The sequence below is a fragment of the Chryseobacterium cheonjiense genome, from assembly GCF_012927265.1.
Lineage (GTDB): Bacteria > Bacteroidota > Bacteroidia > Flavobacteriales > Weeksellaceae > Chryseobacterium > Chryseobacterium cheonjiense.
In genome coordinates this window covers 735,609-751,415 of the sequence record NZ_JABBGF010000001.1, presented here as the reverse complement: position 1 = coordinate 751,415, position 15,807 = coordinate 735,609, and the positions used below count along the sequence as shown (strand labels likewise).

The 15,807-nt window shown below is 37.0% G+C and carries 16 protein-coding genes; 8 read left to right on the top strand and 8 right to left on the bottom strand.

Going from position 1 to position 15,807, the window contains the following annotated elements; genetic code table 11:
• The first annotated feature begins 2 nt into the window (after positions 1-2).
• From HHL20_RS03515 to dnaJ, 3 genes are all read left to right on the top strand, one after another.
• Positions 3-1,343, top strand: coding sequence for an Nramp family divalent metal transporter (locus HHL20_RS03515; protein WP_169229798.1), 1,341 nt, complete (start codon positions 3-5; stop codon positions 1,341-1,343).
• Positions 1,344-1,765: 422 nt separating this feature from the next.
• The gene (locus tag HHL20_RS03510; protein WP_169229797.1) at positions 1,766-2,302 is read left to right on the top strand and encodes a nucleotide exchange factor GrpE; all 537 of its coding nucleotides are present in this window, start codon (positions 1,766-1,768) and stop codon (positions 2,300-2,302) included.
• A 103-nt stretch (positions 2,303-2,405) separates the two neighbouring features.
• Positions 2,406-3,521: a molecular chaperone DnaJ gene (gene dnaJ, locus HHL20_RS03505; protein WP_169229796.1), complete on the top strand. Its 1,116-nt coding sequence runs from the start codon at positions 2,406-2,408 to the stop codon at positions 3,519-3,521.
• Positions 3,522-3,612: 91 nt separating this feature from the next.
• Here the strand turns inward: dnaJ and HHL20_RS03500 are convergent, their stop codons facing one another.
• Positions 3,613-4,503 (bottom strand): DUF808 domain-containing protein, encoded by an 891-nt coding sequence (locus HHL20_RS03500; RefSeq protein ID WP_169229795.1) that lies wholly within the window; start codon positions 4,501-4,503, stop codon positions 3,613-3,615.
• A gap of 260 nt (positions 4,504-4,763) precedes the next feature.
• Between HHL20_RS03500 and HHL20_RS03495 the strand changes: the two genes are divergently transcribed.
• Positions 4,764-5,633, top strand: coding sequence for an alpha/beta hydrolase (locus tag HHL20_RS03495; RefSeq protein WP_169229794.1), 870 nt, complete (start codon positions 4,764-4,766; stop codon positions 5,631-5,633).
• Positions 5,634-5,810: 177 nt separating this feature from the next.
• Here HHL20_RS03495 and HHL20_RS03490 read toward each other — a convergent pair whose 3' ends face one another.
• The 3 genes from HHL20_RS03490 to HHL20_RS03480 form a co-directional block, all read right to left on the bottom strand.
• Positions 5,811-6,518 carry a DedA family protein gene (locus HHL20_RS03490; protein ID WP_169229793.1) on the bottom strand — a complete coding sequence of 236 codons (708 nt, stop codon included), beginning with the start codon at positions 6,516-6,518 and terminating at the stop codon, positions 5,811-5,813.
• Between the two features lie 85 nt (positions 6,519-6,603).
• On the bottom strand, positions 6,604-7,716 hold the full coding sequence (gene prfB, locus HHL20_RS03485; RefSeq protein ID WP_169229792.1) for a peptide chain release factor 2: 1,113 nt from the start codon (positions 7,714-7,716) through the stop codon (positions 6,604-6,606).
• Positions 7,717-7,755: 39 nt separating this feature from the next.
• On the bottom strand, positions 7,756-9,126 hold the full coding sequence (locus HHL20_RS03480) for an AAA family ATPase (protein WP_169229791.1): 1,371 nt from the start codon (positions 9,124-9,126) through the stop codon (positions 7,756-7,758).
• A 225-nt stretch (positions 9,127-9,351) separates the two neighbouring features.
• On the opposite strand from HHL20_RS03480, the gene HHL20_RS03475 reads away from it, so the two are divergent.
• From HHL20_RS03475 to HHL20_RS03460, 4 genes are all read left to right on the top strand, one after another.
• Positions 9,352-10,254, top strand: coding sequence for an ABC transporter ATP-binding protein (locus tag HHL20_RS03475; protein ID WP_169229790.1), 903 nt, complete (start codon positions 9,352-9,354; stop codon positions 10,252-10,254).
• 2 nt (positions 10,255-10,256) lie between these two features.
• Positions 10,257-11,102, top strand: coding sequence for an ABC transporter permease (locus HHL20_RS03470; RefSeq protein WP_169229789.1), 846 nt, complete (start codon positions 10,257-10,259; stop codon positions 11,100-11,102).
• 147 nt (positions 11,103-11,249) lie between these two features.
• Positions 11,250-11,888, top strand: coding sequence for a hypothetical protein (locus HHL20_RS03465; protein ID WP_169229788.1), 639 nt, complete (start codon positions 11,250-11,252; stop codon positions 11,886-11,888).
• Positions 11,885-12,544 (top strand): hypothetical protein, encoded by a 660-nt coding sequence (locus tag HHL20_RS03460; protein WP_169229787.1) that lies wholly within the window; start codon positions 11,885-11,887, stop codon positions 12,542-12,544. Before HHL20_RS03465 ends, HHL20_RS03460 begins: the two co-directional genes overlap by 4 nt.
• 320 nt (positions 12,545-12,864) lie before the next feature.
• Here the strand turns inward: HHL20_RS03460 and msrB are convergent, their stop codons facing one another.
• The 4 genes from msrB to HHL20_RS03440 form a co-directional block, all read right to left on the bottom strand.
• Positions 12,865-13,965, bottom strand: coding sequence for a peptide-methionine (R)-S-oxide reductase MsrB (msrB, locus tag HHL20_RS03455; RefSeq protein WP_169229786.1), 1,101 nt, complete (start codon positions 13,963-13,965; stop codon positions 12,865-12,867).
• Positions 13,966-13,979: 14 nt separating this feature from the next.
• Positions 13,980-14,429, bottom strand: a complete 450-nt coding sequence (locus tag HHL20_RS03450; RefSeq protein ID WP_169229785.1) for a DUF417 family protein — start codon at positions 14,427-14,429, stop codon at positions 13,980-13,982.
• Between the two features lie 77 nt (positions 14,430-14,506).
• Positions 14,507-14,782 carry a hypothetical protein gene (locus HHL20_RS03445; protein ID WP_169229784.1) on the bottom strand — a complete coding sequence of 92 codons (276 nt, stop codon included), beginning with the start codon at positions 14,780-14,782 and terminating at the stop codon, positions 14,507-14,509.
• A gap of 7 nt (positions 14,783-14,789) precedes the next feature.
• A complete protein-coding gene (locus HHL20_RS03440) occupies positions 14,790-15,347 on the bottom strand; it encodes a sigma-70 family RNA polymerase sigma factor (RefSeq protein WP_169229783.1) in 558 nt (185 codons plus the stop codon).
• Positions 15,348-15,807 lie beyond the last annotated feature (460 nt).

The window sequence follows — 15,807 nt, the reverse complement described above, 5'->3', positions numbered from 1 at the left end:
TTATGAAGCTGAATTTAAAAAACGCCTGGCGTAGAGATAAAACATCCAATTCATTGTCTGAAGTCTATTCTTCGGTAAAAGTTCCTCAAAACGGAAGTTTCTGGAGAAAATACCTGGCTTTTGCGGGTCCTGGGCTAATGGTTGCAGTTGGATATATGGATCCTGGAAACTGGGCAACCGATATTGCGGGAGGAGCGCAGTTTGGATATACCCTTCTTTCGGTGATTCTGATTTCAAATATTTTTGCAATGGTTTTGCAGCATTTATCGGTGAAATTGGGTGTTGTTGCAGAGAGAGATCTTGCTCAGGCATGCAGGGACCACTTCGGTCCTACCACTAATTTCATATTATGGATATTCTGCGAAATTGCTATTGCAGCGTGTGACCTCGCAGAAGTGATAGGCTCGGCTATTGCACTTAATCTTCTTTTTGAAATTCCTCTTACCTGGGGGATTGTAATAACAACTGTCGATGTACTGATAATCCTCCTGCTTCAATCAAAAGGATTCCGTTGGATCGAAAGTATTGTAGGAGGGCTTATCTTCATTATTCTTGCTTGTTTTATCTATGAACTTGTTATTTCAAAACCTGCCATTAACGAACTTCTGGGAGGCCTTGTCCCTAAAGCGGAAATTATTCAGAATCCTGCGATGCTTTATATTGCTATAGGAATTCTGGGAGCTACGGTAATGCCTCATAATTTATATTTACACAGCAGCATTGTTCAGACAAGAGATTACCCGAGAAATGCCAAAGGAAAAAAAGAAGCCATAAAATTTGCCACGCTGGACAGTACTTTTTCCTTAATGCTGGCTTTTTTTATCAATGGAGCCATTCTCATCCTGGCAGCGGCCACCTTCCACATTTCGGGAAATCATGATGTAGCGGATATTCATGATGCTTACAAATTACTGACCCCTATTTTAGGAGCTTCGATGGCAAGCATTGTTTTCGCGATTGCTTTATTGGCTTCGGGACAGAATTCTACCTTAACGGGAACTCTTGCCGGGCAAATCGTAATGGAAGGTTTCCTGAATATTAAATTAAAACCCTGGCTGCGGCGCCTTATCACGAGGTTAATAGCGGTAATTCCGGCGCTGATTGTAGCCATTCTGTATGGTGAGCAGGGCACTACGGATCTTCTGGTGCTGAGCCAGGTTATATTATCCATGCAGCTGAGCTTTGCGGTGGTACCTTTAGTAATGTTTACCAGTGATAAAGCGAAAATGGGAGAGTTTGTGAATAAACCTTTCTTAAAGATCTGTGTCTGGATTATTTCTTTTATTATTATAATCCTGAATGTTTATCTTTTGTATCAGACTTTTTTCGGAGAAGGAGTTTAAAGTGAATTTGTTAAGAACTTTTTATATTTAAAAATTCTCAGTTTTACAATTAACATTCTATTTAATTAATTTTAAACCACCCCGTCTTCTCTCATTGGTCGAATTCACCCCTCCAGAGCAGGGGAATTTCGCTATACTAAATTATTAAAATAATAGATTTAAACAGACTGCAATTTCAATAGTGGTTGAGGCTCCCGAAGTCACCAAGCCTACTGTCCTAGCCGCGATAGTAACGGATACCCCACAGCACGCGTTGGCAGTGAAAACATGCGGCTGCGCGAGGAGTATGAGTGGATAGCGCGAAAAAGCTCCTAAAAAAGTCAATGGTGAGTTGTGAATTTAAATCACAATATCTGCCTAAATGTCACCCTTTCCCCTTTGGCAGAATGTTTGTCAATACTAACCCAAATAAATATTGAATTATGGAAAATCAGGATATCAACGAAGAAAGCATCAATAATCAGGAAGAAACGAATATTCAGAATGAAGCGGCATCAGAAGACAATGTGACAGCAAAACCTTCTGCGGAGGAACTTTTGGCAGAGGAAAAAGACCGTTACATCAGACTGTACGCTGAATTCGAAAACTATAAAAAAAGAACATCAAAGGAAAAAATGGAATTTTTCCAGTATGCCAATCAGGATATGATGGTTTCCATGCTGGGCGTTCTGGATGATTTTGAGAGAGCTTTAAAGGAAATTGCCAAAAACGGTAATCCTTCGGATCTTCAGGGCGTTGAACTGATCTACAATAAATTTAAAAGTAAACTGACCGAAAAAGGACTAAAAGCAATGGAGGTAAATGCAGGAGACAACTTTAATGTGGACTTCCATGAAGCAATCACTCAAATACCTGCACCATCGGAAGATCTTAAAGGTAAAATTGTAGATGTGATTGAAACAGGATATACTTTAGGAGATAAAGTGATCCGTTTTGCAAAAGTAGTTACAGGAAATTAAAATTTATGAATGATAAATGATGAGTGATAATTGATGTATATTCATTTATTTACCCATTTTAAATATCTATTATCATTTATCAATAATCAATTATAGAAAAGAGATGTCAAAAAGAGATTATTACGAGGTTCTTGAGATCAGCAAATCTGCATCAGCCGACGAGATAAAGAAAGCATACCGTAAAATGGCCATCAAATATCACCCGGATAAAAACCCGGGCGACAAAGAGGCTGAAGAAAAGTTCAAAGAGGCTGCTGAAGCTTACGAAGTGCTGAGTGACGAACAGAAACGTGCGAGATACGATCAGTTCGGTCATGCAGGAGTGGGCGGAAACGGAGGTTTTGGAGGCGGCGGCTTTGGTGGTGGAATGAACATGGAAGATATTTTCAGTCAGTTTGGGGATATTTTCGGAGGTGGTTTCGGCGGATTTGGCGGTGGCGGAGGACGTCAGCAGGTGAAAGGTTCCAATTTACGAATCCGAATCAAGCTGAATCTTGATGAAATGGTAAATGGAACACAGAAGACCATCAAGGTAAAAAAAATGAAGTTAGCTGAAGGGGCGACTTCAAAAACGTGTCCTACCTGCGGAGGTTCAGGAGTTCAGCTGAAAGTTATGAATACGATGTTCGGGCAGATGCAGACGCAGACTACCTGCGGAACCTGTCAGGGAATCGGGAAAGTTGCCGATAAAATTCCTGCCGGAGCTAATACACAGGGTCTTGTTAAAGATGAAGAGGAAGTTACGATCAATATTCCTGCCGGAGCAAGAGACGGCATTCAGCTTAATGTAAGAGGAAAAGGAAATGATGCGCCTTTTGGCGGTATTCCGGGAGATCTTCTGGTAATCATTGAAGAGGAAATTGATAAAACTATCAAGAGAGAAGGAGACAATCTTCACCAGGAACTTTATATTTCTTTTGCTGAAGCAGCTCTGGGAACAAAAAAAGAAGTACCGACCGTTGGCGGAAAAGTGAAGATCACTATCGATGCCGGAACACAGTCAGGCAAAATCCTGAGACTGGCAGGCAAAGGTCTACCAAGCATTGACAGCTATGGAAAGGGTGATATGTTTATCCATATCAACGTATGGACACCACAGAAGCTGACAAAAGAACAGAAAGACTTCTTTGAAAAACAGATGGACAGCGGTGAAATGATTGCAGAACCATCCGGAAAAGAAAAAACTTTTTTTGATAAAGTGAAAGACTTATTCAATTAATATAAAAAGAGGCTTTAAAGCCTCTTTTTTAGTTTCGGGGGGCGGCTTCTTCGAAGCCGCCCCCCGAAACTAAATGATTTATAAAAATAAATTAATTCCTTTTAAAAGCCAGCGAATAAATCCCCTTACCAGCTGTAAAAAGAGCTACCGCAAGCAATCCGCCACTTAAACCAAAGACAAGTTCTTTCAGAATAGAAGGCCAGGTTGGAAACAGGTGATGAAAATAATCGATTCTGTGGACAAAAATACCTCCCGCAACAAGAATCAGAGCGATGGTACCGATGATTCCCAATGCTTTGATGACGATCGGTAACGCTTTTACCAAAAGATGACCGAGCTTTCCAAAGAATCCTTTATCATTGCTTTTCTTGATCAATTTGAATCCGGCATCGTCCATTCTTACGATTAACGCAACAATTCCGTATACGCCTACGGTTGCGATAAATGCTACCAGACTGGTGACCAGAATCTGGGTAATGAAAGGATGGCTCTCTTCCAATACTGTTCCGAGCGCAATGATAACGATCTCAATGGATAAAATAAAGTCTGTGGTAATGGCTGATTTTATTTTGGATTTTTCAATTTCTTCTGGGCTCTGCCCTTTTGTATCTTCCATCTCTTCTTTTACGTCATGACCTTTTTTGTCGCGGTGAAATAAAAATTCAATAATTTTTTCCATTCCTTCAAAGGAAAGATACAGTCCTCCCAGAATCAGAACATAATTAATCGCCGGAGCATACAGCCAATTCAGCAAAAATACAATGGGAAGAATAATCAGTTTATTAAGGAAAGAGCCTTTGGTGATTGCCCACAATACCGGAAGTTCGCGTGACGAAAGAAAGCCGGTTGCCTTTTCAGCGTTTACCGCAAGGTCATCCCCGAGGATTCCTGCTGTTTTTTGAGTTGCAATTTTACTCGTCACCGCTACATCATCCATCAGTGCTGCGATATCATCCAAAATTGCAAAAAAGCCAGATGCCATATATTTTAATATTTTTTTAATAATTGTTAAACAAAAATAATTATTTAATTTGACTTACTCTATGATGAATTCGCCTTTTAGAAAGAATTACTATCATTTAATTTTAATAAAATTGATTGTGAACATTTTAAAAGGTACTTAGCCAATCGCAAGATCAAATCAACATTCTTACATTATCAACTTCCATGCAAAAGAAAATAGTGATGTAGTTTAAATCCCGTACGGATATTATTTTTGTAATTTTTATGTACCTTTAATTTATGAAAAAGCTGATTTTAAAGTATCATTTTTTCGTTCTGGGATTAATCAGCTTTGTATTCCAATCGTGCAATACAAAATTCAGAGTCTGGGTGGGAACGAATAACGAACAGAAAATATACAATCTTAAATACGGTGAACATAAAAGGCAGAAAATGGATATTTTTCTTCCTTCGGATTATCCTCAGGATGCTCCTGTGGTTTTGCTCGTTCATGGCGGCGCATGGAAATATGGAAAAAAAGAGCATATGATCCACATTCAGAAAATGCTTTTTAACTACAACATTCCGAGCATTAATATGAATTACCGGCTGGTTTCAAAATCAAAAAAAATCACCTACCGGGAACAGCTGGAAGATATTAATGCTGTAATTGCAAAATTCAACGAATTGGCACATAAGGCCGAGCTGCAACCCGACAATTATATTCTCTTAGGCGAAAGTGCAGGCGGACATCTTGCTTTGCTCTACGGATATCAGAATCCTGAACGGATTAAAAAGATTATCTCTATGAGCGCCCCCACCGATTTTTACTCCCCGGAATATTTAAACTCATTTTATTCAAAATATTCATCGCCGACTGTTCAGAATGTAGTAGGCACCAAATTTCACAGGAAAAATATGTCGGAGGAATTCAGAAAAGCAAGTCCTATAGCCAATGTTTCCAATGTCCCCACGCTGATATTTCAGGGAAATCAGGATTTTTTGGTGAATAAGCAACAGGGATTGACGTTAGATTCGGTATTAACAGCACGAAACATTCCGCACAAACTTATCTTTATGAAAAATACGGGGCACGCTCCCAGGTTTTTTAATAAGAAAAAAAGGAACAGCATTATTTATCCGAATATCAGGGAATGGATAAGATCATGAGTGATGAGTAATAAATGATGATTGATAATTGATGGTTGCTTGTTGACGACAACGGAAGATTGTGTTTTGAAATTGCATTTTTGCAGGCTTTTAGATTTTTAAATATATTGCATAAAAAAGCCCGCTCTTTCAGCAGGCTTGTATTATTTAATCTTGTATTATTTAATTTTAATGAATTTATTCTTCGTCTTCGTCAAATTTATGATTTTCATATTTCGAAAAATCCTCTTTTTTCCCGAATAAAAATTTGATAATTACCGGAACTGTTGTAATCAGAACAATAACGATAATAATGAGTTCGAGTTTCTTCTTAAGGTCGATCCCGAATTGATCGATGAATAGTTTATCAAGATAATGCCCTGCGAAAATCAATAAGAAAGACCACAAAACAGCTCCGATAATATTATCTCTTAAGAAATCTTTTTTGTCCATTTTTACGATTCCGGCTACAATGGGTGTAAATGTCCTTACGACCGGCAGGAATCTTGCCATAATGATTGCCAGTGCTCCGTTCTTTTCAAAAAAATCGTGCGCCTGGTACAGGTATTTCTTTTTAAATAACCAGGTATCCTGCTTTTTGTATAAGGTAGAGCCTGCTTTTCTTCCAAAATAATATCCTACTTCATTTCCGATAATAGCCGCCAATGCCACAGCAGAGGCCAGGATAAACGTATCTAAGAAGTCACTTCCCGTAGATCCGAAAGTTGCGCTTATAATGTCAATGGAATAAATTCCTGAAACAAAAAGAAGCGAGTCTCCCGGAAGGAAAAAGCCTACAAAAAGACCTGTTTCAGCAAAAATAATAAACAGAATAAGCCAAAATCCGCCAAGTTTGATATAAAACTCAGGATTTAATAAATCTTTCCAACTATTGAAATCTTCCATACGTTTTGATAAGTAACAAAAATAGGATTAATAAACGTCATTCCGAAATTTATTATAAGATTTTAACGAAAATTAAACATCAGTTTTATAAGTCCATATCATCGTCTGAAACCGCGGTTCCATCGGCCATGAGAAATGCTTTCAGGAATGGGGTGAGATTTCCGTTCATGACAGAATCCACATCTGAAGTTTCATATCCAGAACGTACATCTTTTACCAGTTTATAAGGGTGCATTACGTAATTTCGGATCTGGCTTCCCCACTCGATTTTCATTTTGTTGGCTTCAATTTCATTTCTGGCCTTCATTCTTTCTTCGAGCTCCATTTCATATAATCTGGAACGAAGCAACTGCATTGCTTTCTCCTTATTCTGAAGCTGTGAACGGGATTCGGAGTTTTCAATGATAATTCCTGTCGGCGCGTGACGTAAACGAACAGCTGTTTCCACCTTGTTGACATTCTGCCCTCCCGCTCCGGAAGACCTCATCGTTTCAAAGGAAATATCGGCAGGATTGATGTTGATTTCGATCGTATCATCTACTAAAGGATAAACATACACCGAAACAAAACTTGTATGTCTTTTGGCATTGGAATCAAAAGGTGAAATTCTTACCAGCCTGTGAACACCGTTTTCGCCCCGAAGATATCCGAATGCAAATTCCCCGTCAATTTCAAGCGTTACGGTTTTTACACCCGCAACATCACCTCCCTGATAGTTGAGTTCGCGGATTTTATAACCCTGCTTTTCCGCCCACATGGTATACATTCTCATCAGCATGGAAGCCCAGTCGCAGCTTTCGGTTCCTCCGGCTCCGGCCGTTATCTGCAATACGGCAGAAAGTTCGTCGCCTTCATTAGAAAGCATGTTTTTAAATTCAAGATCTTCGATCTTCTCTACCAATTGAGGAAAGTTTTCATCAAGCTCTTTTTCAGAATCAGGATCTTCTTTGGCAAAATCCATCAGTACCTGAATGTCTTCAAACTGGGTATGGATTTCTTCGTAGGCTTCTACCCATTTTTTCTTGGAACGGAGCTGTTTCAGGAATGCTTCAGCTTCTTTTGGGTTGTCCCAAAATTCCGGGGCTGCGGTCTTCTCATCATCATTCGCTATTTCAATCTTCTTTTTGTCGATCTGAAGATATTTATGGAGGTCGTCGATTCTTGACTGAATTTCTTTTATCTGCTCGTTGTTTATCACGATTTTTATTTTTGCAAAAATAAGAAATTTTTATTCCTTTTATCTCTTGTCTTCACCTTGAGTTTTATCTTCCTCCTCATTGTGAGGGAAACCGATAATTCTTCTCGGTTCTTCAACAGCGCGGTAAGAATCCAGCTCTTTTTTAAGATCTTTCGCCCTATTCTGAAACTGGTCAAAATTATTAACGATCACATCCGTTAAAAATCTGGCAATCTGGTCCAGGTATTCTTCCGTCAGTTTTCCTGCAGCATCGCGCAAAGCGGCTTTCAGGAGAGTTTGATCGATCTTAAGATTTTCATTCCTGGTTTTCTGATATAGATTTTTAATTCTTTTCTTAAGACTTTGTGTAAAATCAATCAGCATGGTATTGCTGAAAACCTTCATCTGGGAAGAGATTTCGTGCCAGAAAGGAATTTTATCGGCTTTATTATTTTTTAAAATTTTAAACAAAAGAGAATCACTTTCCAGATTTTTGGTCATCGCATAAAGGATTATTTCTGATCTTTCTGCATGGTTAGGCGGAAAAACAGGAATCATGACGTCAAATCTTCCGGGAGCCAGGATTTCTTCGTCTATTTCTGAAACGGAATTGGCAGAACCAACCATCAGCAGTTCTTCCTGCTCAAATTTTGAAATATAATGTAAAATGATTTCCTGGGTTTCAAGATTGCAGGAAGCCACATTGTTTTCAGCTTTTCTGGCCATCATAATATTATCAAAATCTTCCAGAAAAAGCAATACTTTTTCTTCTTTCATCATGGCAACGAGAAAATCATTAAAATTGGTCTGGTTTCCGTCTACAAAGGAGGTTCCGAGATAATGCTTTTTAACTTCTTTGAATTGATAACCGATAATTTCTGCGATTTTGGTAGCCCAGAAAATTTTCCCGCTTCCTGGTGGACCGTACAATATAATTCCGGAAGGTTTGTTGATTCCCCAATCTTTGATCTGCTGCGGATTAAGAAAAGGTTCCAAGATACCGGAAATATAGAAAAATAAGTCTCTGTATCCTATAAAATCTCTTTTCTGAAGACTTGTTTTATGCCCGAAGTAATCATAAACGAATTTATAATTCCCTCCCAGCCTGTTATCGATCCCGTAGCTGGAAACGGAAGATTTGAAGAAGCCATTATCAAAAATATTGGGATCTGCTTCTTTGATTGCCTTTTCTACTTTTTCTTTAGGCTGATTGATCTTTTCGGCGATTTGCTCAAGGGTTTTTGCCTTGTCGAGGTCTTTTTCGTAAAGCCTTAAAAACTCTATATTTTCACGGGCAAACTTTTCAAAGTCTTTTTTTATTTCAAAATTGGTACTGATACATTCTACAAGATCAAGATCAAAATCCTGAATGAACTGTTTTATTGCTTCCGCGGAAATATTCAGTTCTTTTGCCAAATCAATTAATTTCATAACGATACATTAATGCTAAACTGTTTTAAACTTATTTTAACCACAATAACAATAATTTTCTAAATCTGTTGAATCCGTCGAACTTTCGGTGTGGTAAAATTTAAATTATTTTAAACAGATTTAATACCAAAAATAGCGTATTTGAAATTAAATTTAAATTGATTTATCGTAATTTCTGTAACAATTCAGTATTTATATAGACTACTACTATGTAAAACAAATTACATGGAAAAAGTTTTGTCAGTAAAGAATTTGACTAAAAAATTCAAGAGAATCGTTGTAAACAATATCTCTTTCGATGTCGAAAAAGGTAATGTTTATGGTCTTTTGGGCCCTAACGGAAGCGGGAAATCCACGACTTTCGGAATGCTGCTCTCCACGATTAATCCTACCAGCGGAGAATGGTACTGGTTTGGTAAAAAGGGAACCGATTCGGATACGCTCAAAAAAATCGGCGCCATTATAGAGCAGCCTAACTTTTATCCGTACCTGAGTGCGGAAACCAATCTAAAAATTGTAGCGGAGATTAAAGGAACTCCTTTCCACAGAATTGATGAAGTTCTGCAGACAGTAGGCCTCCTGGAAAGAAAAAAAGATACATTTAAAACCTACTCCCTGGGAATGAAGCAGCGTCTGGCGATTGCTTCTGCGATGCTGAACAATCCTGAGGTAATGATTCTCGATGAGCCAACGAATGGTCTCGATCCGGAAGGAATTATCCAGATCCGTGAGATCATCAGCAATATTGCAAAGCAGGGAATTACCATTATAATTGCAAGCCATTTGCTGGACGAGATCGAAAAAATATGCAGCCACGTTATCGTGCTGAAAGAAGGAAATTCCATTTACTGCGGAAGGGTGGATGAAATGACCGCCAATAATGGTTATTTTGAGCTGAAAGCAGACAACAATACATTGCTTCTGAATGCCTTAAATTCGCTTGGGTGGTTTACAGCCGTTCATCCGGAGGGAGATCTTCTGAAAGCTCAGATTCGTGATGATGCTTCTATTTCCGCATCTTCTCTTAACCAAAAGCTGGCTGAACAGGGCATTTTCCTTTCTCATTTAACCAAGAAAAAAATGTCTCTTGAATCTCAATTCCTTGAACTTGTAAAAAACACCAATTAATCATGATCAAATTATTAAAACTAGAATATTATAAAAATCTGAATTACAGACCGTTCAAGATTTTCACCATCCTTTATTTTGCAATTCTTATCGCATTGCTTTTTATCGGACTTGTTGACTTCGACCTTTTCGGGGGAACCATCAACCTTAAAGAACAGGGCATTTATAATTTTCCCGGAATATGGAACTTTACGACGTGGATTGTTGCATTGCTGAAAATTTTTCTGGGACTGATTATTGTTTTTTCGATTTCACAGGAGTTCAGCAACCGGATGTTTAAGCAGAATACAATTGACGGATTAAGCAGAAAGGAATTTATTTCTTCAAAATTGCTAACGATCAGCTTTTTTACTATTGTTTCAACAATTATCGTTTTTGGCATTACAATCTTCCTGGGATATAAATATTCTGACACCACGGAATCTGCCAAGGTTTTTGAAGAGATCTTTTTTATCGGAAATTATTTTGTAAAACTGTTCACTTTCTTTTGTTTTTTAATGTTTCTCTCTGTTTTATTGAGAAAATCGGTTTTTGTTTTTCTTGCTCTTTTTGTCTTCTGGATAGGAGAAGCGATTTTATCAGGAGTAGAAGTTTTTATGAAAGTACGCGGACTGCAGGAAGCTCAAAGAAATGCAGTACTTCAAAATGATTTCTTTATTACCCATCTTTTGCCACTGGAAAGTATGTCCAGCCTGATTCCGAATCCGATAATGAGGCTGAAAATGGCAAAAATGATAGGCCTTAAATACGAGTTCCACTATCCTACAGAAAGCTTAATTGCCTGTCTGGTTTGGTGTGGTATTTTTATTTTCGGATCGTATTGGATTTTAAAAAGGAGAGATTGGTAATTTTTGATTCAAAATTCAAGGTTCAAAATTGAAAGTTCAAGATTAAAAGTTTAGAATTTTATTCATTACATAATTAAGTGATCCGTTTTTCGGGGTCACTTTTTTTATTTTTATTGAAGTTTTATTTTATTTAATAAAATTAATCCCATGAAGAGAATATACTACGTTCCCGGACTCATCAGTGCTTTGCTGATACCGGTTTTATTTTGGTTTTACGGGAGCCAAAGAACCCATGAACCATACACCGTGATAGATCTGGGGCTCCCCGCAAAAGTAAAGAAAGGAAGGGAAAATTCATTGAATACTTTTGAACCCTACCGAAAATGGAATTATAAAAAAATCATTGTTCAGCCTAACACCGCTCTTCAAAATCGCGCATATTATGTTTCGGAATTAAAAAAGCTTCAGGCAAGAAATGAAAAAGAAACAGGGATTGAATTTGTAATTGGTGATAAAAATAATTATCAGGATTTTATCGCCTTAATTGATGCAATGAAGCTGGCAAAGCAGGAAACTTATGGAGTCGATGTAGAAAAAACCAATCATTTTTTCGCCGTTCATATGTACAAAGATCCGAACGCTATAGAGCGGGAATATATTTGTGGAGGCGTTGTAGGAGGCGAATATAATAAAGAGAAAATCGCATTAAATTTTCTTAATCCTGAGACATTTATTGATCACATACCCCAACAGACGTGTTATATTATTTTTGGATTTTTATTATTTTTAAATATTTCCATGTTCAGCATTAAGGAAAATCTTCAACTCAAAAGAACATTTGCATGAAAAAGATCTATTATTTTCCGGGACTTATCAGTGCTGTAATTGTGCCTGTTTTATTTTGGTTCTATATTAATCCATATGTTGATAAAACGAAGTATAATGTAATTGATATCGGAATTCCTGCCAAATTAAGGGAAGATAAGAGCAATGATATATACAGTTTTGAATCTGTACGAAACTGGGATTATAAGAAAATAAAGGTTGATTATTCAAAAGCTAAAGAAAATTCGAAATTTTATGTTTCGGAAATTAAAGCTCTTCAAAAACGTAATAAAAAAAATACCGGAGTAGAATTTATTTTAGACAATAATAATACCTACGGTGACTTTGTGTCTTTACTAAATGATATGGCGATTGCAGGACAGGAGACGTATGCTTTAGATCTGGAAAAAACAGGACATGTATTTGCCACTGTAAATTATAAAAGTCCAAAAACTGAAGAAGAAGAAAAAATGGGGTGCCTTTTATGCCATGATGTGATTTATACTTTTGTGGATGTAAAACCAGATTTTAAACAATATTATCTGAGTATTTTTCAAAATCTCTCAAAACTTCCAGGCGGAGCTTATTATATCTTTTTCGGTTTTCTCTTATTTTTAAATATTTCCATGTTCAGCATTAAGGAAAGGTTTCAGATCCAGAGATGCCGTTTCGTATAATGAATCCGTTTTTAAAAAAAATGGGAAGATTTATTTTACCGCAAAGTTTATAATAACCAGCATTCTTATTTAAGGAGCAAAGAATAATCAACAAGTTGATTTGCTAAAGTTTATGATTAAAACTATATTAAACCAGTAAAAAAATCTGCGTAATCCGTAAAATCTGCGGGATAATATATTTTCAAAACTTATTCTTAATTATTTAAAGATTCTTCACTGCACTCCACTTCGTTCCGCTCCATTCAGAATGACATTTTCAAAACAAAATAAAGAGAAAGGGCTGCCTTTCGGCAGCCCCCTCAATCACTTCACTTAAAATATTACTTTTTATCTTTATCCAAAAGAGCAATATACTCTCCGTAGCCTTTTTCTTTCATTTCCGCTTTCGGGATAAACTTCAGGGAAGCACTGTTGATACAGTAACGAAGTCCGCCTTTATCCTCCGGGCCGTCATTGAAAACGTGTCCCAAATGCGCATCTCCTGTTTTACTTCTTACTTCTACCCTTGTCATTCCGTGGGAACGATCCAGCTTTTCTTCTACCAGTTGCTTGGTAATTGGTTTTGAGAAACTCGGCCATCCACAACCGGATTCAAATTTGTCTGTAGAAATAAACAGCGGTTCGCCAGTTGTAATATCCACATAAATTCCTTCGCGTGTTTCGTCCCAGTATTCATTTTGGAAAGCTCGTTCCGTACCATTTTCCTGGGTTACATTATACTGTTCGGCAGTCAGCTTTTCCTTTAAAGCTTTTTTGTCCTGCTTCTGGTATTTTAGTTCTTTTTTCTTAGGAGGATTTGCATTTCTGGCCATTTCAAATAATCCCGGTTCAATGTGGCAGTAACCTCCCGGATTTTTATCCAGGTAATCCTGGTGGTAGTCTTCTGCTTTATAAAAATTCTTTAACGGAATCGTTTCTACCAGTACAGGCTTGCTGTAATTTTTAGCCAGTCTCGCCACTTCGGCTTTTACAATAGCTTCCGTCTCTTTGTCAGTAGAGTAAATTCCTGTTCTGTACTGATCTCCCCTGTCATTTCCCTGTTTGTTTAAACTCGTAGGATCAATGGTTTTGAAATAAAGGTCAATTAACAGCTTAAGGTCTACTTCTTCAGGATCGTATTTTACTTTTACCGTTTCGGCAAAGCCTGTGGTATGACTTACTACTTCCTCATATGTAGGATTCTTTTTATTTCCGTTGGCATAGCCTACTTCTGTTCCTACGACACCGCGTATCTGTTGAAAAAAATGTTCAGTTCCCCAGAAACATCCTCCTGCAAAATACACTTCTTTTAGATTTCTATTGTCCATAATGGTCTCATTTTCTTTTTTTGTAGCTGTAGATTTCGTTTTTGCATCTCCGCAACTTGTAGCAAATACTGCTATTCCCAGAACCACGCCGAGTAAAATCAATATGTTCTTCATTTTTATATTTTTTTTCATTTTTTCAGATTTAAAATCATTAATCCAAATCCTAAAAGCATGATATCTTTTACGATAAAGAAGTCAGTTATCAAAATTCCGTCGACTGTTTTCCAGAGTCCCGGAGTCGTAAACAGATAGCTCAGTGTTATCAGGAAGGTAATAATCATTCCGATGGCGGCGTACTTTCTGAGTGATGCAAATTTCACACTAAACAGTAACAATAATGCAATGATAATTTCTATGACTCCGATAGTATCGGACACTGCCTGAATGCTTACAATATCATATACGAAAAAAGTAAGAAAATGGTTTTCCACCAAAGGTTTTATGGCATTTGCTTCCGTTGGCGTGAATTTGAAAATTCCGATCCACAGCAGAATAATGACGGTTCCGAAAAGGGAGAGATAGTACCCCGTTTTTCCGATAAGGTTTTCATTATCAATTTTTAGTACAGTTCCATTCATTTTTTAAGATTTTGATTGAATACTTTATTATTTTCAAAAGTATAGTCGGAACCATTTCAAAATCCTGACAAATTATTTTATGAAATATCTAAATTTTTCAGAGCTCTTTCTTTAACATTATGAATATCAGAGTCATTAATTTCAACATTACTTTCATCCGAAAGCTTTCTTTTCAACATTTTATCCAATATTTCCAGCTTTTCTTTGTAGGCTCTGCACCATTTACAAATGGCAAGATGCAGGGAAAGCTTACGGTTTTCTTTTGGGGAAATATTTTCCGCATTCCGTTTTTCCATGAGCATCGTCGCTTCGCTGCACGGTAAAAAAATAATATGAATCAGTTTTTTAAGCATTTTTAGATCAGTTTTGATTGGCAAACCAGTTCATTTCCAGGCATTCTCTCAATTGCATCCTGCCTCTTTGCAGAATCTTCCATAAATTAGTCGTGGAAATATCAAGTTCCTGACTCACTTCCGGTGCTTTTTTTTCTTCAAGGTAATACAGCTTCATCGGAATTTTCCATCTGGAAGGCAGATCTTCCAGGCATTCCTCCAGGATTTTATTGAATTCTGCATTGTCTAACAGTTGTGTTTCCTGATTGCCTGCATTCCAGTCATTCAAAATATCATTGTTTTTCCAGGCTCCGTCTTCATCAAAAAAGTGATCCAGTTTAATATTGGGTTCAGATTTATATTTTTTACGGTAAAAATCGGCCACTTTTCTGTTTAAAATAGTCATCAGCCAGGTGAGCGGCCGGCTTTTCCCTTCAAAAGATTCATAGGACGAAAAAGCGGAAATAAAAACTTCCTGAACAATATCTTCCGCCTCAACTTTATCAGACAACAGATACACTGCCCTTCTCATCAACGCTGCCGAATACTGCTCTATCCAGTTTTTGAATGTTTCGTCTTTGGTCATTCATAAATTTATTAAAAAATTTCAGCACATTTTCAAATTTGAAAACACAAATACAATCCAAACAAATATCAGTGAATAAAAAATGGTAATAATTAAACCAATATATGCTAAAGTAGTTTTTTCAAATCTTAGACTTCTTATTATTAAAAACCAATCCAGAAAAAAAAGGGGAATGGAAATATAAATGCAAATATTGGCAAACACTTGATAAGCATAATTTGTATCAATACTGTCTGATAAAAACAAAAAAATAAGTAAAATAGGATAACAAAGAGTAAGTCCAATTACCCACTTCGCCGACAATTCTGATTTTGATTTCAAACTTCAAATTATTTGAAGAAATTTAATCATTTTAATTTTATTTTTGATAAGAAAATTTTACTATTTTTTTGGTTTCGGCGTGGCAAAGCCACGCCGAAACCAAAAAGCCAGCAAAGAATCAGAAACCACTCCTATTGTT

What these genes read in the sequence shown, in the direction of transcription:
- dnaJ (WP_169229796.1), top strand. Translation starts at nt 2,406, where the DNA reads ATGTCAAAAAGAGATTATTACGAGGTTCTTGAGATCAGCAAATCTGCA.
- HHL20_RS03460 (WP_169229787.1), top strand. Translation starts at nt 11,885, where the DNA reads ATGAAAAAGATCTATTATTTTCCGGGACTTATCAGTGCTGTAATTGTG.
- HHL20_RS03490 (WP_169229793.1), bottom strand. Translation starts at nt 6,518, where the DNA reads ATGGAAGATTTCAATAGTTGGAAAGATTTATTAAATCCTGAGTTTTAT.
- HHL20_RS03500 (WP_169229795.1), bottom strand. Translation starts at nt 4,503, where the DNA reads ATGGCATCTGGCTTTTTTGCAATTTTGGATGATATCGCAGCACTGATG.
- HHL20_RS03440 (WP_169229783.1), bottom strand. Translation starts at nt 15,347, where the DNA reads ATGACCAAAGACGAAACATTCAAAAACTGGATAGAGCAGTATTCGGCA.
- HHL20_RS03470 (WP_169229789.1), top strand. Translation starts at nt 10,257, where the DNA reads ATGATCAAATTATTAAAACTAGAATATTATAAAAATCTGAATTACAGA.
- HHL20_RS03475 (WP_169229790.1), top strand. Translation starts at nt 9,352, where the DNA reads ATGGAAAAAGTTTTGTCAGTAAAGAATTTGACTAAAAAATTCAAGAGA.
- HHL20_RS03445 (WP_169229784.1), bottom strand. Translation starts at nt 14,782, where the DNA reads ATGCTTAAAAAACTGATTCATATTATTTTTTTACCGTGCAGCGAAGCG.
- HHL20_RS03465 (WP_169229788.1), top strand. Translation starts at nt 11,250, where the DNA reads ATGAAGAGAATATACTACGTTCCCGGACTCATCAGTGCTTTGCTGATA.
- HHL20_RS03515 (WP_169229798.1), top strand. Translation starts at nt 3, where the DNA reads ATGAAGCTGAATTTAAAAAACGCCTGGCGTAGAGATAAAACATCCAAT.
- HHL20_RS03450 (WP_169229785.1), bottom strand. Translation starts at nt 14,429, where the DNA reads ATGAATGGAACTGTACTAAAAATTGATAATGAAAACCTTATCGGAAAA.
- HHL20_RS03480 (WP_169229791.1), bottom strand. Translation starts at nt 9,126, where the DNA reads ATGAAATTAATTGATTTGGCAAAAGAACTGAATATTTCCGCGGAAGCA.
- msrB (WP_169229786.1), bottom strand. Translation starts at nt 13,965, where the DNA reads ATGAAGAACATATTGATTTTACTCGGCGTGGTTCTGGGAATAGCAGTA.
- HHL20_RS03495 (WP_169229794.1), top strand. Translation starts at nt 4,764, where the DNA reads ATGAAAAAGCTGATTTTAAAGTATCATTTTTTCGTTCTGGGATTAATC.
- HHL20_RS03510 (WP_169229797.1), top strand. Translation starts at nt 1,766, where the DNA reads ATGGAAAATCAGGATATCAACGAAGAAAGCATCAATAATCAGGAAGAA.